This window comes from Ureibacillus manganicus DSM 26584 (assembly GCF_000772945.1).
Taxonomy (GTDB): Bacteria; Bacillota; Bacilli; order Bacillales_A; family Planococcaceae; genus Ureibacillus; species Ureibacillus manganicus.
This window is the reverse complement of the sequence record NZ_JPVN01000005.1, coordinates 81,520-96,797: the sequence shown is the minus strand read 5'-3', so window position 1 is coordinate 96,797 and position 15,278 is coordinate 81,520. Positions and strand designations below refer to the sequence as shown.

At 35.0% G+C, this 15,278-nt stretch carries 19 protein-coding genes; all 19 read left to right on the top strand.

Annotated features, from left to right (window positions below; genetic code table 11):
- The first annotated feature begins 98 nt into the window (after positions 1-98).
- The 19 genes from ndk to CD29_RS05200 all read left to right on the top strand — a co-directional run bounded on the left by ndk (position 99) and on the right by CD29_RS05200 (position 15,276).
- Positions 99-515 carry a nucleoside-diphosphate kinase gene (ndk, locus tag CD29_RS05290; RefSeq protein WP_036183781.1) on the top strand — a complete coding sequence of 139 codons (417 nt, stop codon included), beginning with the start codon at positions 99-101 and terminating at the stop codon, positions 513-515.
- Positions 516-629: 114 nt separating this feature from the next.
- Positions 630-869 carry a hypothetical protein gene (locus tag CD29_RS05285; protein WP_052124010.1) on the top strand — a complete coding sequence of 80 codons (240 nt, stop codon included), beginning with the start codon at positions 630-632 and terminating at the stop codon, positions 867-869.
- A 155-nt stretch (positions 870-1,024) separates the two neighbouring features.
- Positions 1,025-1,282: a hypothetical protein gene (locus CD29_RS05280; RefSeq protein ID WP_235801783.1), complete on the top strand. Its 258-nt coding sequence runs from the start codon at positions 1,025-1,027 to the stop codon at positions 1,280-1,282.
- Between the two features lie 122 nt (positions 1,283-1,404).
- Entirely contained in the window at positions 1,405-2,178 is a 774-nt protein-coding gene (locus CD29_RS05275; protein WP_036183778.1) for a CheR family methyltransferase, read from the top strand.
- Between the two features lie 214 nt (positions 2,179-2,392).
- Complete coding sequence (gene aroC / locus CD29_RS05270; RefSeq protein WP_036183775.1) at positions 2,393-3,574, top strand: chorismate synthase; 1,182 nt, start codon at positions 2,393-2,395, stop codon at positions 3,572-3,574.
- Positions 3,575-3,576: 2 nt separating this feature from the next.
- Positions 3,577-4,665: a 3-dehydroquinate synthase gene (gene aroB / locus CD29_RS05265; RefSeq protein ID WP_052124009.1), complete on the top strand. Its 1,089-nt coding sequence runs from the start codon at positions 3,577-3,579 to the stop codon at positions 4,663-4,665.
- Positions 4,662-5,024, top strand: coding sequence for a chorismate mutase (aroH, locus tag CD29_RS05260; protein WP_036183768.1), 363 nt, complete (start codon positions 4,662-4,664; stop codon positions 5,022-5,024). Before aroB ends, aroH begins: the two co-directional genes overlap by 4 nt.
- A gap of 29 nt (positions 5,025-5,053) precedes the next feature.
- Complete coding sequence (hisC, locus tag CD29_RS05255) at positions 5,054-6,154, top strand: histidinol-phosphate transaminase (RefSeq protein WP_036183765.1); 1,101 nt, start codon at positions 5,054-5,056, stop codon at positions 6,152-6,154.
- Positions 6,151-7,248 carry a prephenate dehydrogenase gene (locus tag CD29_RS05250; RefSeq protein ID WP_036183762.1) on the top strand — a complete coding sequence of 366 codons (1,098 nt, stop codon included), beginning with the start codon at positions 6,151-6,153 and terminating at the stop codon, positions 7,246-7,248. The genes hisC and CD29_RS05250 overlap by 4 nt, the downstream gene beginning before the upstream one ends.
- 35 nt (positions 7,249-7,283) lie before the next feature.
- Positions 7,284-8,585: a 3-phosphoshikimate 1-carboxyvinyltransferase gene (aroA, locus tag CD29_RS05245; protein WP_052124008.1), complete on the top strand. Its 1,302-nt coding sequence runs from the start codon at positions 7,284-7,286 to the stop codon at positions 8,583-8,585.
- A gap of 183 nt (positions 8,586-8,768) precedes the next feature.
- Positions 8,769-10,025 (top strand): tetratricopeptide repeat protein, encoded by a 1,257-nt coding sequence (locus CD29_RS05240; RefSeq protein WP_197061737.1) that lies wholly within the window; start codon positions 8,769-8,771, stop codon positions 10,023-10,025.
- A 14-nt stretch (positions 10,026-10,039) separates the two neighbouring features.
- Positions 10,040-10,597 carry a ReoY family proteolytic degradation factor gene (locus tag CD29_RS05235; RefSeq protein ID WP_036183758.1) on the top strand — a complete coding sequence of 186 codons (558 nt, stop codon included), beginning with the start codon at positions 10,040-10,042 and terminating at the stop codon, positions 10,595-10,597.
- Between the two features lie 177 nt (positions 10,598-10,774).
- The gene (locus tag CD29_RS05230; RefSeq protein WP_036183756.1) at positions 10,775-11,224 is read left to right on the top strand and encodes a YpiF family protein; all 450 of its coding nucleotides are present in this window, start codon (positions 10,775-10,777) and stop codon (positions 11,222-11,224) included.
- Between the two features lie 155 nt (positions 11,225-11,379).
- On the top strand, positions 11,380-11,883 hold the full coding sequence (locus CD29_RS05225) for a QcrA and Rieske domain-containing protein (protein WP_036183753.1): 504 nt from the start codon (positions 11,380-11,382) through the stop codon (positions 11,881-11,883).
- 21 nt (positions 11,884-11,904) lie between these two features.
- Positions 11,905-12,579 (top strand): menaquinol-cytochrome c reductase cytochrome b subunit, encoded by a 675-nt coding sequence (gene qcrB / locus CD29_RS05220; RefSeq protein WP_036183748.1) that lies wholly within the window; start codon positions 11,905-11,907, stop codon positions 12,577-12,579.
- Positions 12,580-12,621: 42 nt separating this feature from the next.
- Complete coding sequence (locus tag CD29_RS05215; protein WP_036183745.1) at positions 12,622-13,416, top strand: menaquinol-cytochrome c reductase cytochrome b/c subunit; 795 nt, start codon at positions 12,622-12,624, stop codon at positions 13,414-13,416.
- Positions 13,417-13,607: 191 nt separating this feature from the next.
- The gene (gene lhaT, locus CD29_RS05210) at positions 13,608-14,204 is read left to right on the top strand and encodes a lipoprotein heptaprenylglyceryl N-acetyltransferase LhaT (protein WP_036183742.1); all 597 of its coding nucleotides are present in this window, start codon (positions 13,608-13,610) and stop codon (positions 14,202-14,204) included.
- Between the two features lie 65 nt (positions 14,205-14,269).
- Positions 14,270-14,944 (top strand): zinc metallopeptidase, encoded by a 675-nt coding sequence (locus CD29_RS05205; RefSeq protein ID WP_036184068.1) that lies wholly within the window; start codon positions 14,270-14,272, stop codon positions 14,942-14,944.
- Positions 14,945-15,123: 179 nt separating this feature from the next.
- The gene (locus tag CD29_RS05200; protein WP_156111874.1) at positions 15,124-15,276 is read left to right on the top strand and encodes a hypothetical protein; all 153 of its coding nucleotides are present in this window, start codon (positions 15,124-15,126) and stop codon (positions 15,274-15,276) included.
- The last annotated feature ends 2 nt before the right edge of the window (positions 15,277-15,278 follow it).

Genomic DNA, 15,278 nt, shown 5'->3' with positions numbered 1-15,278 from the left:
ATGTAAATAAACAATCTTAGTTGACCTGATTATTGTTATTTTGGTAATATTTATCGGTAGGTGTAATACCTTATATGAATTGAAGGAGTGTTTTAGAAATGGCAATTGAAAAAACGTTTTTAATGATTAAACCTGATGGTGTTAGACGCCAAGTTGTAGGTGATATCGTTGACCGTTTCGAACGTCGTGGATTCGAATTAAAAGGTGCTAAATTAATGGTACCAACACGTGAAATCGCTGAAGCTCACTATGCAGAACATGCGGACAAACCATTCTTTGGTGAATTAGTTGATTTCATTACTTCTGGACCAGTATTTGCAATGGTATGGGAAGGCGAAAGCGTTATTTCATTAGCTCGTATCATGATGGGTGCAACAAAACCATCTGATTCTCAACCAGGTACAATCCGTGGTGACTATGCAGTAACAATTTCTGAAAACGTTATTCACGGTTCAGATTCTGCTGCATCTGCAGAACGTGAAATTAGTTTATGGTTTAGCGAAGGAATCGCTTAAGATATTATTGAAAAGACAAGGTCTATATGGCTTTGTCTTTTTTTTACATATTATTTCAAGTATAATTTAATAAACAGGATTAGTTTACATGAAAATGTTGAATGGAGGATTTAGATGTCTTGGATGTGGATCGTATTTGGGGTAATATCTGTTGTAGCAATTGTGACTGATTATCTTCATAAACAGGCAAAGTTAAAAATAGAAGCAACGAGGGAAGAAATTGAACTGGAGAGACTGAAACAGGAAAACTTTATGTTAGAAACAGAAAAGATTCGTATGGAGATTGAACATACTAGACAACAGTTATCACTAGATAACAGTTATGAAAAAACGAGTGTTAAGGAAATTAAATAAATCTAATCAAATAAATATAAAATTTGCATAAAAACTAGGGATAATCTAAAAGTACCGTAAAAGAATTACTGATTATTCTCTTTTTTTATTCCAATTTGAAACCATTTATAAGATAATACCTATATGGAAAATAATGATATTTAGGAGGTTTTCTTGTGGAACCATTTATATTTGTTTGGGGCATTTTACTAATTGTTTCCTCTATTCCGATTACTGCTATCTTAACCCATCACCTTAGAAAACAATCAAAGTTAAAACTAGAAGCATTAAAGTTTGAAATTGAATTAGAAAAGCAAAGAAAAGAAAGCTATGTCATTGAATCTGAAAAACTCAGATTAGAAATAGAACAAACTAGACAACAATTAGTTTTAGATCAACCATATGTAAAAACACAAAACTTAACGAAAGAATAGAATTTTAGAGTTAGAAATAAATCCCTCCATATGACAATAGAATGTAAATTCGATTAAAAATATTTTGAAAATAGTCATTTTAAGCTATAATCGAAGTACGACATATGAGGGGAAAGATTAAAATGTCAGACTATGAACAATTTATTGAAGGAATAAAACGAAAAACAGGAATCGATTTAAGTTTATATAAAGAAGCTCAGATGAAACGTCGATTAACTTCCCTTTACGAAAAAAAGGGCTTTCGAAACTTTGTAGACTTCCTCTTTGCACTTGAAAAAGACCGAGATTTGATGAACGAATTTTTAGATCGAATGACGATTAATGTATCTGAGTTTTACCGTAATGGGAAACGCTGGGAGATATTACAGAAAAAGATTTTCCCATTGCTTCTACAGCAAAATCGAAGACTAAAAATTTGGAGCGCTGCATGTTCCACTGGTGAAGAACCTTACACCATTTCAATGGTACTCTCAAATTATCTACCACTAAGTCAAATTCATGTGATGGCAACTGATATTGATGAAAATGTGATTCAAAAAGCGAAGCTTGGCCTATATCCTGAAAGGTCGCTTGCAGAAGTACCAACTGATATGAAATCTAAATACTTTATCCATGAAGAACCATTCTATAAAATAAAAGATGACATAAAAAGCACTGTTACATATAAAAAGCATAATTTACTAAAAGACCCGTATGATACAAATTACGATTTAATAGTTTGCCGTAATGTAATGATTTACTTTACAGAAGAAGCAAAAGATCAAATATATCATAATTTTAGTAAATCATTACGTCCAGGTGGTATTTTATTTGTTGGATCAACAGAACAAATTTTTAACCCTTCAAAATATGATTTTGAAGTAGAAGATACGTTCTTTTATCGAAAAAAACAATAATTAATGAAATACAACATAGAGGCTCTCGAAAGAGTCTCTTTTTTGTATAGATAGCGTGTACGAAGTAATTTACACAAGTTTTTAGAAATATGCTAGAATTTTTTAAAAAATATAATTATTGTGAAATACTTCATAAATCCCAATGTTTTTTCGGTTATAATATGTTAAGATAAAAAATACTATACTTTAGCGAGTTGAAGGGAGAAAGTGTTTAATGCGATATTTAACAGCTGGGGAATCACACGGCCCCCAATTAACAACAATTATCGAGGGGTTACCATCCCTTTTACCAATAACATCAGAACAAATTAATTATGACTTGAAACGACGTCAAGGTGGTCACGGTCGCGGCCGACGTATGCAAATAGAAAAGGACCTAGTTGAAATTGTAGGTGGCGTTCGCCATGGTAAAACATTAGGCTCTCCTGTTGCGCTTGTAGTAAATAATGATGACTGGAAGCATTGGACGAAGATTATGGGTGCTGATCCACTTCCTGAAGATGTCGATCCAGATGAAATTAAAAGACAAGTATCACGTCCACGTCCAGGACATGCGGACTTAGTTGGTGGTATGAAATATGGACATCGTGATTTGCGAAATGTTTTAGAACGTTCTAGTGCTCGCGAAACGACAGTAAGAGTTGCGGTAGGTTCTGTTGCAAAGGCTTTATTAAATGAACTAGGTATTTCAATTGTTTCGCATGTAACTGAAATTGGTGGAGTTAAAGCTGATCCTACCAAATCAGAAGGGAAATCAACTGAAGAAATCCGAAAAATTGTTGAAGAAGATCCTGTTTATTGTCTTGATCCGGAAGCTTCAGCAAAAATGGTGCAGCTAATTGATGATACGAAAAAAGAAGGTAATTCCATTGGTGGGGTTGTGGAAGTAATTGTTGAAGGTCTTCCTGCAGGAATTGGCTCATATGTACACTATGATCGTAAATTAGATGGTAAGTTAGCTCAAGCAATGCTTTCAATCAATGCATTTAAAGGTGTTGAATTTGGACTTGGGTTTGAAATGGCTCGTAAAAAAGGTTCAGATGTCCATGATGAAATTCTTTGGAGTGAAGAAGAAGGCTATACACGTAATACGAACCGATTAGGTGGATTAGAAGGTGGTATGACTACTGGAATGCCGATTGTTGTTCGCGGTGTGATGAAACCAATCCCAACTTTATATAAGCCACTACAAAGTGTAGATATTGAAACAAAAGAACCTTTCAAAGCAAGCGTTGAACGTTCAGATGCATGTGCTGTACCTGCTGCATCTATCGTAGCTGAAAATGTAATTGCTTGGGAAGTAGCAAAAGCGATTATAGAACAGTTCCACAGTGACCAATTACCACAGTTAAAAACGCAAATTGACGAAATGCGAAAATATGCGAAGGAGTTTTAATGATGAGAATTCCAGTAAATACATCATCTCATGCATATGAAGTGGTTATTGGAAATGGCATATTACGTGAAGCATTACAAACGTATAAAGGATTGGTTGATAAGTGCGACCAAATCATTGTTCTAACAGATGAACATGTATGGGAAGCACAGAGTACTTATTTTCAAAACAACTTCCCTTATCCATTCGATTACTTCGTAATGCCTCCAGGCGAAACTTGTAAAAGCTTTGAAAACTACTTCAACGTACAGACATACTTGTTAGAAAAAAACTGTACGAGAAAATCATTAATCATTGCATTTGGTGGGGGAGCAGTAGGGGATGTGGCAGGTTTTGTAGCAGCAACCTATATGCGCGGAATTCCTTTCATTCAGATTCCGACAACCATTCTTGCACATGACTCAGCTGTTGGCGGTAAAACTGCTATTAATCATCCTCAAGGGAAAAATATGATTGGTGCATTTTATCAGCCAGAAGCAGTCATTTATGATACACACATACTTACAACTTTAAGCAAAAAAGAAGTTCGTTCTGGTATGGCGGAGGTCATAAAGCATGCCCTTATTTCAAACGAAAATTGGTTACATCATTTAATGCAACTTCCTATTACAGAATTAGATTCTCATAGTTTAGCAGACCATTTGAAACAGGGAATCGAAGTGAAAGCGGGGATTGTTGCTGAAGATGAAACAGAGCAGTCTGTACGGAAATATTTAAACTTTGGTCATACATATGGCCATGCTATTGAAGCTGCTGCTGGATATGGTGGTATTGCTCATGGTGAAGCAGTTATGATTGGGACAGTTTATGCTCTACTATTAAGCAAGCGATATGGAAATGTAAGTCACGAATTCACAAAAGACTTTTTAAAATTTGCCTATGAAAATGGTTATCCATTTGACCAAGTTTCGCACTTTACATTTGAAGAACTAACACCGTTTTTATTGAAAGATAAAAAAAATGAATATGGCGTTTTAAAATTCGTTCTACTTAAAGAAATTGGTGCACCTTTTGTACAAGCTATTGAACTTTCAGAATGTAAAGAAGTTGACCAAGAATTTAGAAAGCTAATACAGGAGGTATGCAAATGATTCGTGGAATTAGAGGCGCAACTACAATTGAAGCAAATCTCCCGGAAATTATTTATAGTGAAACAGTGAATTTGGTAGAGAATATCGTTAAAGAAAATAATATTCAACCTGAGGATATTGCCTCTGTTGTAATTTCTACAACTCCAGACATTAATACAGCCTTTCCTGCAAAAGCTGTAAGAACTTTGGAAGGATGGCAATTTGTTCCGACAATGTGCATGCATGAAATGAATGTACCAGGTGCATTGCCACTTTGTATTCGTGTTTTAATGCATGTTAATACAAACGTATCTCAAAAAGATGTTCAACATGTCTATTTAAACGGTGCAGTCGCACTAAGACCAGATTTAGTAAAATAAAAAATTTGCATAAAGAGGAGTCTTTTCATATGAAATGGAAGCAACAAATTCATGATATGAAAGCATATCAACCAGGTAAGCCTATTGAGGAAGTTCAAAGAGAATATGGATTGGATAAAATTGTGAAATTAGCTTCCAATGAAAACCCATACGGTTTTTCACCAAAAGTGAAAGCATTTCTAGAATCAGATCATACGAATCATGCGATCTACCCAGATGGCTACGCTCAAATTTTACGAACAGCTGTAGTAGAGCATTTAGGAGTAAAAGAAACTCAACTTATATTTGGAAATGGTTCTGACGACTTAATCGCTATTGTTACTAGAGCTTTACTATATCCTGGTGTAAATACTGTAATGGCAAAACCATCATTCTCACAGTATAGCCATAATGCTGAAATTGAAGGTGCTGAAGTTCGAGAAGTTCCTTTAAAAGATGGAAAGCATGATTTAAATGCAATGTTAGAAGCAATCGATGAAAATACATCAATCGTTTGGGTTTGTAATCCAAATAATCCTACAGGTACAATCGTATCCGATGAGGAGTTAAGTGAATTTATCCAAAAAGTACCTCAAGATGTCTTAATAGTTTTAGATGAAGCTTATTTCGAATATGTTAACGCACCAGAATACAAAAATACACTTCACTATGTAGAAGAAAATTCAAACGTAATTATTATGCGTACATTTTCTAAAGCATATGGTCTTGCGTCCTTCCGTGTTGGGTATGCAATTGCCAATGAAGATGTTATAAGTAAACTAGATCCAGTGCGTGCTCCATTTAATAATACAGTCCTAAGCCATAAGGTAGCGACTATCGCATTACAGGATCAAGGGTTTATCAGTGAATGTACTGAGAAAAATGAAAAAGGGAAACTACAATTTGTAGAATTCTGTGAAAAACATAATTTAAATTTTTATCCTTCTCAAACAAATTTCATATTATTTGAAGTGAAAGCGGATAGTGATCTTGTATTTAAAGAAATGATGAAACGTGGATTTATAATCCGTAGTGGAAAAGCTCTGAGTGCCCCAGGATATATTCGTGTAACAATTGGAACAGAAGAACAAAATGCTGAATTTTTACACTTACTTGAAGAACTGCTAAAAGAACAAGGGGTTCTTGCATGACACAAAATGTTCTTGTCATTGGCTTAGGCTTAATCGGAGGGTCTATTGCTTTGTCTTGTCAAAAAGCACCTCAAACAAAAGTCTATGGCTATGATGTGTTAGAGAAAACGAGAGAACTTGCTGCAACGTTAAACATTGTTCACGAAGTTGTTACGGATGTAAAAGAGGCTGCTCGTATCGCTGATGTAATAATTTTTGGTACACCAGTGAATGGAACTTTACAGTGGATGAACGAACTAAAAACTTGGTCGTTAAAAGAAGATGTAGTTGTAACAGACACTGGAAGTACTAAATCTTTAATAATGGAAAAAGCAGTTGAATTAAAGGAAAAGGGAATTACCTTCATTGGTGGTCACCCTATGGCTGGTTCTCATAAAAGTGGAGTTACCGCTGCAAGACAGTATTTGTTTGAAAATGCTTATTACATGTTAACACCCTTTGAAGATGAAAATGGTAAACAAATCATAAAATTGGAACAACTTTTAAAATATACACTTGCAAAACTTGTAAAAGTCGATGCAAACGAACATGACCATATGACAGCTGTTGTAAGTCATTTTCCTCATATTGTTGCAGCTTCTCTTGTTCATCAATTAAATGGGGAAAAACAACAATTTCCGATGACTTCGCTTTTAGCTGCAGGGGGCTTTCGTGATATTACACGTATTGCATCATCCAACCCCTCTATTTGGCGAGATATTACATTACAAAATCGGAAAGAGCTATTAGATCAACTTAATGTTTGGCAGGATGAGATGAATCGTGTTCGTTCTATACTAGAATCTAATGATGACAAGTCAATAGAAGATTATTTTGCAGTGGCAAAAGATGTTCGTGATCAATTACCAATTTCAACAGGCGCTTTCTATACAACTTTTGATTTATATGTTGATATTCCAGACTATCCAGGGGTAATTTCGGAAGTTACAGGATATTTAGCAGAAGACAATATAAGTATTACGAATATACGGATACTAGAAGCACGCGAAGATATATTCGGGATATTAGTGATTAGTTTTCAAACGAGCGAAATTCGCGAAAAAGCGGTGAACTGTTTACAGAGCCGTACAAAATTCGAAATGCATATTGCATAGATAGAGTTTCTCAAAAATGAAAGGAGTTAACTCCAATGCCTCATACTAAAATACTTAATTACCAAAACGAAAGTTTGCAAGGCACAATAGAAGTGCCAGGTGATAAATCAATTTCCCATCGTTCAGTTATGTTTGGTGCCATAGCAAAGGGGAAAACAACTGTAAGTGGATTCTTACTTGGAGAAGATTGTCTAAGTACAATAGATGTTTTTCGTAAATTAGGTGTGGAAATTGAAGTTGATGGTACAAATGTAGCAATCACTAGTTCTGGAATTGATGCTTGGAAAGAACCAAATGAGGTACTATACACTGGGAATTCTGGTACTACAACAAGATTAATGCTAGGAATATTAGCAGGGACAAATTTACATACAGTAATGACTGGTGATTCGTCTATTGGTAAACGTCCTATGCGCCGGGTGATTGATCCATTACGATTAATGGGAGCTGAGATTGCTGGTAGAGCAAATGGTCAATTCACACCATTAGCAATACAAGGTACTCAATTAAAAGCAATAGACTATACAATGCCTGTTGCAAGTGCTCAAGTAAAATCAGCTATTTTACTGGCAGGTTTACGTGCAAATGGGACAACAATTGTTCGTGAAAAAGAAGTTTCCAGAGACCACACTGAACGAATGTTAAAACAGTTTGGTGGAAGTGTAACGGTTGATGATGGCGTTATTTCAATTGAGGGTGGCCAACAATTATTTGGTACTCACGTGAATGTACCGGGCGATATTTCATCCGCTGCATTTTTCTTAGTTGCAGGTGCAGTTGTTCCAAATAGTGAGATTACATTAACAAATGTCGGAGTAAATCCAACGCGTTCAGGAATTATTGATGTGCTTAGGCAAATGGGAGCGGACTTTTCGATTCAAATTGAAGACGAGAAAGCTGCTGAACCAACTGCAACTATCATTGTTCGAACATCCCAATTAGAAGCAACAACTATTGAGGGGGATATCATTCCTCGACTAATTGATGAAATTCCAATTATCGCATTACTTGCAACTCAGGCTAATGGAAAAACAATTATTCGCAATGCAGAGGAACTAAAAGTAAAAGAGACCGACCGTATAATTGCTGTTGTGACAGAGTTAAAAAAATTAGGTGCTAATATAGAAGCAACAGAAGATGGAATGATTATAGAAGGCCCAACTAAACTTAATGGCGGTTCTGTAAAGTCTTACGGAGATCACCGAATTGGAATGATGGCAGCAGTAGCAGCCTTAATTTCGGAAGAACCAATTGAACTTGATGATTCGGATTGCATAGCAGTTTCATATCCAACATTTTTTGATCATGTGGAAGAACTAATTCACAAATCAAAATAAATCGGACTCTCCTTTTTAAAAGGAGAGTTTTTTCTTGGAGGATAGTTTAGAATAAATTAGAGTGTATCCGCATAAGAAAAATATCGAATTGTTGCATTGTGGCAACAATTCGTGTTTTTATAATATTATTTAGTTATTCTTATGTAACGGTAAAATGATAAAAATAGAGATTAGGTGAATAAAATGACAAATCGTATGAACGATATGTTTGAGGCCATTCAAAATGGCGACTTAGAAAAATTAGAAACTTTTATTGAGGACTTTTTAATAAACGAAGCACCAGAGCAGCAATATGAAATTGCTGAATTGTTTATGCAATATGGTTATTTAAATGAGGCAAATCGAGTATTAGAACACTTACAGTTTTTATATCCAGAAGAGGCGCAAATTGCAATTGATAAAGCTTCCGTATTAATTGAATTAGGGGAAGAAGATGAAGCATTAGAGTTATTAATGAGTATTCAACCAGATGCACCAGAATATCCTCAAAGTCTATTATTATTAGCAGATTATTATCAAATGCAAGGATTATTTGAAGTCGCTGAAAAACGAATTAATGAAGCAATTGAAATTTTACCTAATGAACCATTATTACAGTTTGCTAAAGCTGAAATTTTATATGAAACGGGCCGTTTTCCTGAAGCATGTCGTATTTATGAAGAATTGCATGAAAAGGAAAAAACAATTGCAGGAGTATTATTAGCGGAAAGACTTGCAGAAGCTTATAGCTCAGGTGGGGCTTTTGAGACAGCTTTAGACTTTTACATGGAAGCTCTAGAAGAAAAGGTGACACCTGATTTGATGTTTGGTTCTGGATATGCAGCTTTTCAGTCAGAAAAATATGAACTTGCAACTAAGCAACTTGAAGATTTAAAAGAGTTAGATCCAGATTATTTTAGTGGTTATTTATTATTAGCAGAGAGCTATGCAATGATAGAAGACAACCAACGAGCATATGCTGTTATTCAAGAGGGCATTAAGCGTGATGAATATGAAAAGTCCTTTTATTTATTTGCAGGGAAAATTGCCCTTAAAAATGGTTTCCCAGATGAAGCAATCGACTATTTGAAACAAGCAATCGCATTAGATCCAGAATATATAGATGCAATTGTTGTTATTATGTCGATTTATGCACATGAAGATCGTAATGAAGAAATTATTGATCTATATGAAGAATTAGAAAGAAATAATTTTAGTATTCATACGATTCTTCCATATGTGGCGGAGGCTTACGGAAAATGTGAACAGTACCTTCGTGCATACGAAATTTACAAAGTAGCATATAATGATTTTAAAGATGATACGTCGTTTTTAGAAAAATATTGTTACTTCTTGATAGAAGATGGTAAAAGGCAAGAAGCACGTGAAGTTGTAAACCGATTAATTGCACTGGAACCTTTAGAAGAACATTGGGTAAATTTGCTAGATACTCTTGACTAAAGGAGGGAAAGCTAATGACTTCTTCCGTTCCGCTCGTTGATAAAAAGGCTTTTGTCAGGTGGTTTTTAAAGAATTATCAGTTAAAGCGTAGAGAATGTGTTTGGATTTTAAATTATTTATTGAGTAATGATAATTTGCTTGAAAATATTCATTTTGTTGAGGAGGCTCATTATTGCCCCCGAGCAATTGTCATGTCTAGTGTAGATTCAAACGGAGTTCCATTTCGATTTTATAAAGGAAATATCATGACAAGCGATGCTGAAAAATCCTTTCATGATCTTCGCCTACATCCTAACGAAAGTATGTATATACAATTAAATTTTCCAAATGTTCCACCGAGCAGGCAATACTTAGCGGTTTTAGAGGAAAACCCTTATATGCCGAAGTTTCTTCATATCAGCGAAAAAGACAGAGTTATAGCAGAAGAATTATTAAACAATAGCATGTTAGCATTTCAAGAAGAAAAATTGTTGAAGGAAATAGATGATGCTTTAGATGAAGGTGACAAAGAAAAGTTTTATGAGCTTTCAAATTTGTTACAAGCATTAAAACAAACATCAAAAAATAGTTAGTAAACTGTAAAACAGTGGAGGCACCAACAAGCTTTCATATGGGAGCTTCTCTACTGTTTTACTTTTGAATATGTATGTTTAACTTTTCACATAGATACATCTCTTATAAAAAAATATGTTTGAGAATATCGTAAAAATCTAATACTTTATACGATTGTTCTTGTTGGAGGAAAGATTATGTTTTTTAATGTTCAAGATGTTTCACAGTTTCAATCACAAAAAGAATTTATCGATACAGTTATAATTCCACTACTTTCTGTAAATCTTAAAGACGATACCATTAAACAATCTAGTTCATCTGCGCATTATTTAATGTCATTAACTTCTTTTATAGAACAACAATTTAAAGGACGTCTAATGTTAATGCCGCCATTTTCATATATTGAACAATCAAAAGATAGTATCTCACCAGTAAAACTTCAAGAAGAATTCCGAAGTGCTGGCTTTAAGCATGTCGTATTTATTACTTGTGATCATAGTTGGACAAGCCTAAAGGATGAAGTGGACTTAATTTGGTTACCTTCTATTCCGTTAGAATCAATGGATCTTTCAGTTAAAAAGACAATTTTAGAAGATCAACTTAAACAAGTAATTCCTGTACTATCTTCCAAATGGTCTCAAAGCTAGAAATTTGTTTCATTAAATGTTCACAATCTTTCCAAATGAAAGAGAATGCAATATTGACCTACCTATTTTATTGATATATCATAGATATGTCCTAGTTTTATTATTTGTAAAAGTATGTCCGTTGGACTGACCTTTTAGTTAGAGGGGGGAAAAGGATGAGTAAAAATCGAGTTACAAGACGTCAATTTCTAAACTACACTCTAACAGGTGTTGGTGGATTTATGGCGGCTGGTGTATTAATGCCAATGTTGCGTTTTGCAATAGATCCAGCTCTTCAAGTTAAAGCAGAAGGTGATTTTGTACAAACTAGTAAAAAAATTGCTGATATTAATGAAGATCCAGTAAAAGTAGATTTTACATTTGAACAAGTTGATGCTTGGTACAAATCTGACGTTACTGAGGCTGCATGGGTGTATAGAGATGGTGACAGAATAGTAGCACTTTCACCTGTATGTAAACACTTAGGCTGTACTGTGAACTGGGAGGGTGATCCAGCTCACAAAAATCAATTCTTCTGTGCTTGTCACGCTGGACGTTATGAGAAATCAGGTAAAAACATACCTGGAACACCACCATTAGGTCCTTTAGATGAGTATGAAGTTTCTGAAAAAGATGGATTCTTACTGCTTGGGAAAAAAATCGCAAATACTTTAGTTTAATTAGTTAGGGGGTAGACAATTGTGCTAAACAAAATTTATGATTGGGTCGATGAGCGTTTAGATATTACACCTATTTGGCGTGATATTGCCGACCACGAAGTGCCAGAGCACGTTAACCCTGCACATCACTTTTCTGCATTCGTATACTGTTTCGGTGGACTAACATTCTTTGTTACTGTTATTCAGATCTTATCAGGTATGTTCTTAACTATGTATTACGTGCCAGACGTTGAGAATGCATGGAAATCAGTTTATTATTTACAAAACGAAGTTGCTTTCGGTGAAATTGTTCGCGGTATGCACCACTGGGGAGCTTCATTAGTTATCGTAATGATGTTCTTACATACGCTTCGTGTATTCTTCACAGGTTCTTATAAGAAACCTCGTGAGCTAAACTGGATTGTGGGTGTTTTAATTTTCTGTGTAATGTTAGGCTTAGGTTTCACAGGATATTTACTTCCTTGGGACATGAAAGCGTTGTTTGCAACGAAAGTAGGTCTTGAAATTGCAGGTTCGGTACCGTTCTTAGGAGATCTTATTAAGATCTTATTAGCAGGAGATGCTGAAATTATTGGTGCTCAAACGTTAACTCGTTTCTTTGCAATTCATGTATTCTTCTTACCGGCTGCATTATTTGCATTACTTGCAGCGCACTTTATCATGATTCGTAAACAAGGTATTTCTGGACCGCTATGATCCAAACAAATGTTTTTATGATTTACTAAAGGAGGGGACACTATGCAACGCGGAAAAGGGATGAAATTCGTTGGTGATTCACGTATTAAGGCAAATAACCGTATGGTGAATCAACCAAAAGACTATTCCGAGTATCCTGGTAAAACAGAAGCTTTCTGGCCAGACTTCTTATTAAAAGAATGGATGGTTGGTGCTGTTTTCTTAATCGGTTATCTTTTGTTAACTGTTGCACATCCTTCACCACTTGAAGGTCCAGCAGATCCAACAAATGCTTCATATATTCCATTACCAGACTGGTACTTCTTATTCTTGTACCAATTATTAAAATACACTTATGCTTCAGGTCCATACAACATTATTGGAGCAATCGTTGTTCCAGGTCTAGCAATTGGTGCTTTAATTTTAATGCCATTCCTAGATAAAGGTCCTGAACGTCGTCCGTCAAAAAGACCAATTCCTACTGCTTTAATGATTTTAGCAGTAGCTGCAATGTTCTATTTAACTTGGGAATCTGTTGTAAACCATGATTGGGAAGCTGCTAAAGCTCAAGGTGCTATCACTGACAAACATTTAGGTTTATTGCCTGATGTAGAGATTGATGAAACTGCTCCTGGTTATGAAATTTACCAAGCTCAAGCTTCATGTGTAGGCTGTCACGGTGGTGACTTAGCAGGTGCTGGTGGACCTATGTTATTAGGTAACGAACTAACTGCTGAAGAAGTTGCCGAAGTTATTCAAAACGGACGTGGCGGAATGCCAGCTGGCGCTTTCCAAGGTACTGACGAAGAACTTCAACAATTAGCTGAGTTCATCGCAGGATTAAAAGAAGCAGAATAATAGATTAATCTATCTAGTCAAAGAGAGTCGGGTAACTGACTCTCTTTCATTTTAACTTCGTTTTAATTTTTTCTAATTACTATACATATTTGTTCACTATCTTGTAAAATATAGGGGACATATCTCGTCTTTTAATACATATATATACTTATTTTATTCATCTTATTTCAAAACTATTACAGGGGTGTATTATGAATTTGTTAACGCATTTATGGTATTTGTTAACACACAGAACGTTTTTAACATTGTTATTGATAGTAAATGCAGCTGGTACAATTTATGGCTATATTTGGTACCAATATCAATTAGCAATAACAGCACCGCAATTTATAATTTTCGTGCCAGATAGTCCAACGGCAAGTTTATTTTTTTCAATTGCAGTAATTGGTTGGTTGCTGGGGAAAAACTTTAAGTTAATTGAAGCATTGGCTCTTATAACGTTAGTAAAGTATGGAATCTGGGCCGTAGTGATGAATTTACTGACGTTGTATGAGAACGGTTCTCTTGAACCTGAGGCGTGGATGTTAGTCTTTTCACATTTTATGATGGCTGTCGAGGCGGTTATTTATATTGGAAAGTATCGATTTACGTATAGCCACGTAATTATTGCGGCCATCTGGACATTGCATAATGATGTGATCGACTATGTTTATGGACAATTTCCGTATTATCATGTTGTTACTAAGTATACTAATCATATTGGCTATTTTACATTTTGGTTGTCGATTGCCTGTATTGCAATCGCTTTTGTTGCACATAACAGGAAAGAATATTTGCATAAACTATAAATTATTATTAAAATTAAATTATAGTAATTCTAAAAATAGAAAGGGAGAGAGAATTGCCAGGAGGAATGTTTATAATTTATTTTCTAGTCATCTTGCTTTTGCCGATTTATGCCCAGCTTAAAGTGAAAAGCACATATAAAAGGTTTTCACAAGTACCTGCACAAAAAGGTATGACTGGTGCACAAGTTGCACGAATGATACTAGATCAACACGGTTTATATGACGTGCGTGTAGTACCTACACAAGGCGTATTATCTGATCATTATAATCCTATGACTAAAACTGTGGCATTGTCTGAGGATAATTATTATAATTCTTCACTTGCTGGTACAGCAGTAGCAGCACATGAAGTTGGACATGCAATACAACATAAAGAAGCATATTCATTTTTAACATTACGCTCTAAATTAGTACCTGTTGCAAGCATTTCTTCAAATGCATCATGGATATTTGTAATTATCGGTATCCTAGCTCAATGGTCAGGCTTATTATTATTAGGTATCGTTTTATTAGCTGCGGGAGTATTATTCCAAGTAGTTACATTACCTGTAGAATTTGATGCTTCTAAACGGGCGATGAACGAGGTAGTTTCACTTGGGATTATTAACAATGACGAAGAACGAAGCGCGAAAAAGGTGTTAAATGCGGCAGCGATGACTTACGTTGCAGCAGCAGCTGTAGCCGTGTTAGAATTACTTCGTTTGATTTTAATTTATACAGGCATGCGTTCTGATGACTAATGTATAAGATAAAAACCAATGGATTTCAGACCAAATCGACATTCGATTTGGTCTTTTTATACGTTTTTTTTTAACAATAAGTTTTATGCTTTTTAATATTCCTTCATTTTCATTAATAAGATGTGGTAAGTAAGTGGTTGTTACCGCTTCCAAAAATGAATCCGAAGGGAGAGGCAGTAGTGAACATAGATTATGGCAAATTCTTTTTGTTTGGGATTCTTACAGTATTAGTAATTATTGGATTAGCCATTTATTCATACCTATTATCCTATGAAATATTAAAACCTTACTTAGTAGAAGAAATTCATCAACCGTTTATAATTAATGATTGAGA

Bases quoted from the DNA above. Each gene is read 5' to 3' on its own strand.
- aroA (WP_052124008.1), top strand. From the start codon at position 7,284: ATGCCTCATACTAAAATACTTAATTACCAAAACGAAAGTTTGCAAGGC.
- ndk (WP_036183781.1), top strand. From the start codon at position 99: ATGGCAATTGAAAAAACGTTTTTAATGATTAAACCTGATGGTGTTAGA.
- hisC (WP_036183765.1), top strand. From the start codon at position 5,054: ATGAAATGGAAGCAACAAATTCATGATATGAAAGCATATCAACCAGGT.
- aroH (WP_036183768.1), top strand. From the start codon at position 4,662: ATGATTCGTGGAATTAGAGGCGCAACTACAATTGAAGCAAATCTCCCG.
- CD29_RS05215 (WP_036183745.1), top strand. From the start codon at position 12,622: ATGCAACGCGGAAAAGGGATGAAATTCGTTGGTGATTCACGTATTAAG.
- CD29_RS05250 (WP_036183762.1), top strand. From the start codon at position 6,151: ATGACACAAAATGTTCTTGTCATTGGCTTAGGCTTAATCGGAGGGTCT.
- CD29_RS05285 (WP_052124010.1), top strand. From the start codon at position 630: ATGTCTTGGATGTGGATCGTATTTGGGGTAATATCTGTTGTAGCAATT.
- aroB (WP_052124009.1), top strand. From the start codon at position 3,577: ATGAGAATTCCAGTAAATACATCATCTCATGCATATGAAGTGGTTATT.
- CD29_RS05235 (WP_036183758.1), top strand. From the start codon at position 10,040: ATGACTTCTTCCGTTCCGCTCGTTGATAAAAAGGCTTTTGTCAGGTGG.
- CD29_RS05225 (WP_036183753.1), top strand. From the start codon at position 11,380: ATGAGTAAAAATCGAGTTACAAGACGTCAATTTCTAAACTACACTCTA.
- aroC (WP_036183775.1), top strand. From the start codon at position 2,393: ATGCGATATTTAACAGCTGGGGAATCACACGGCCCCCAATTAACAACA.
- lhaT (WP_036183742.1), top strand. From the start codon at position 13,608: ATGAATTTGTTAACGCATTTATGGTATTTGTTAACACACAGAACGTTT.
- CD29_RS05230 (WP_036183756.1), top strand. From the start codon at position 10,775: ATGTTTTTTAATGTTCAAGATGTTTCACAGTTTCAATCACAAAAAGAA.
- CD29_RS05275 (WP_036183778.1), top strand. From the start codon at position 1,405: ATGTCAGACTATGAACAATTTATTGAAGGAATAAAACGAAAAACAGGA.
- CD29_RS05240 (WP_197061737.1), top strand. From the start codon at position 8,769: ATGACAAATCGTATGAACGATATGTTTGAGGCCATTCAAAATGGCGAC.
- CD29_RS05205 (WP_036184068.1), top strand. From the start codon at position 14,270: ATGTTTATAATTTATTTTCTAGTCATCTTGCTTTTGCCGATTTATGCC.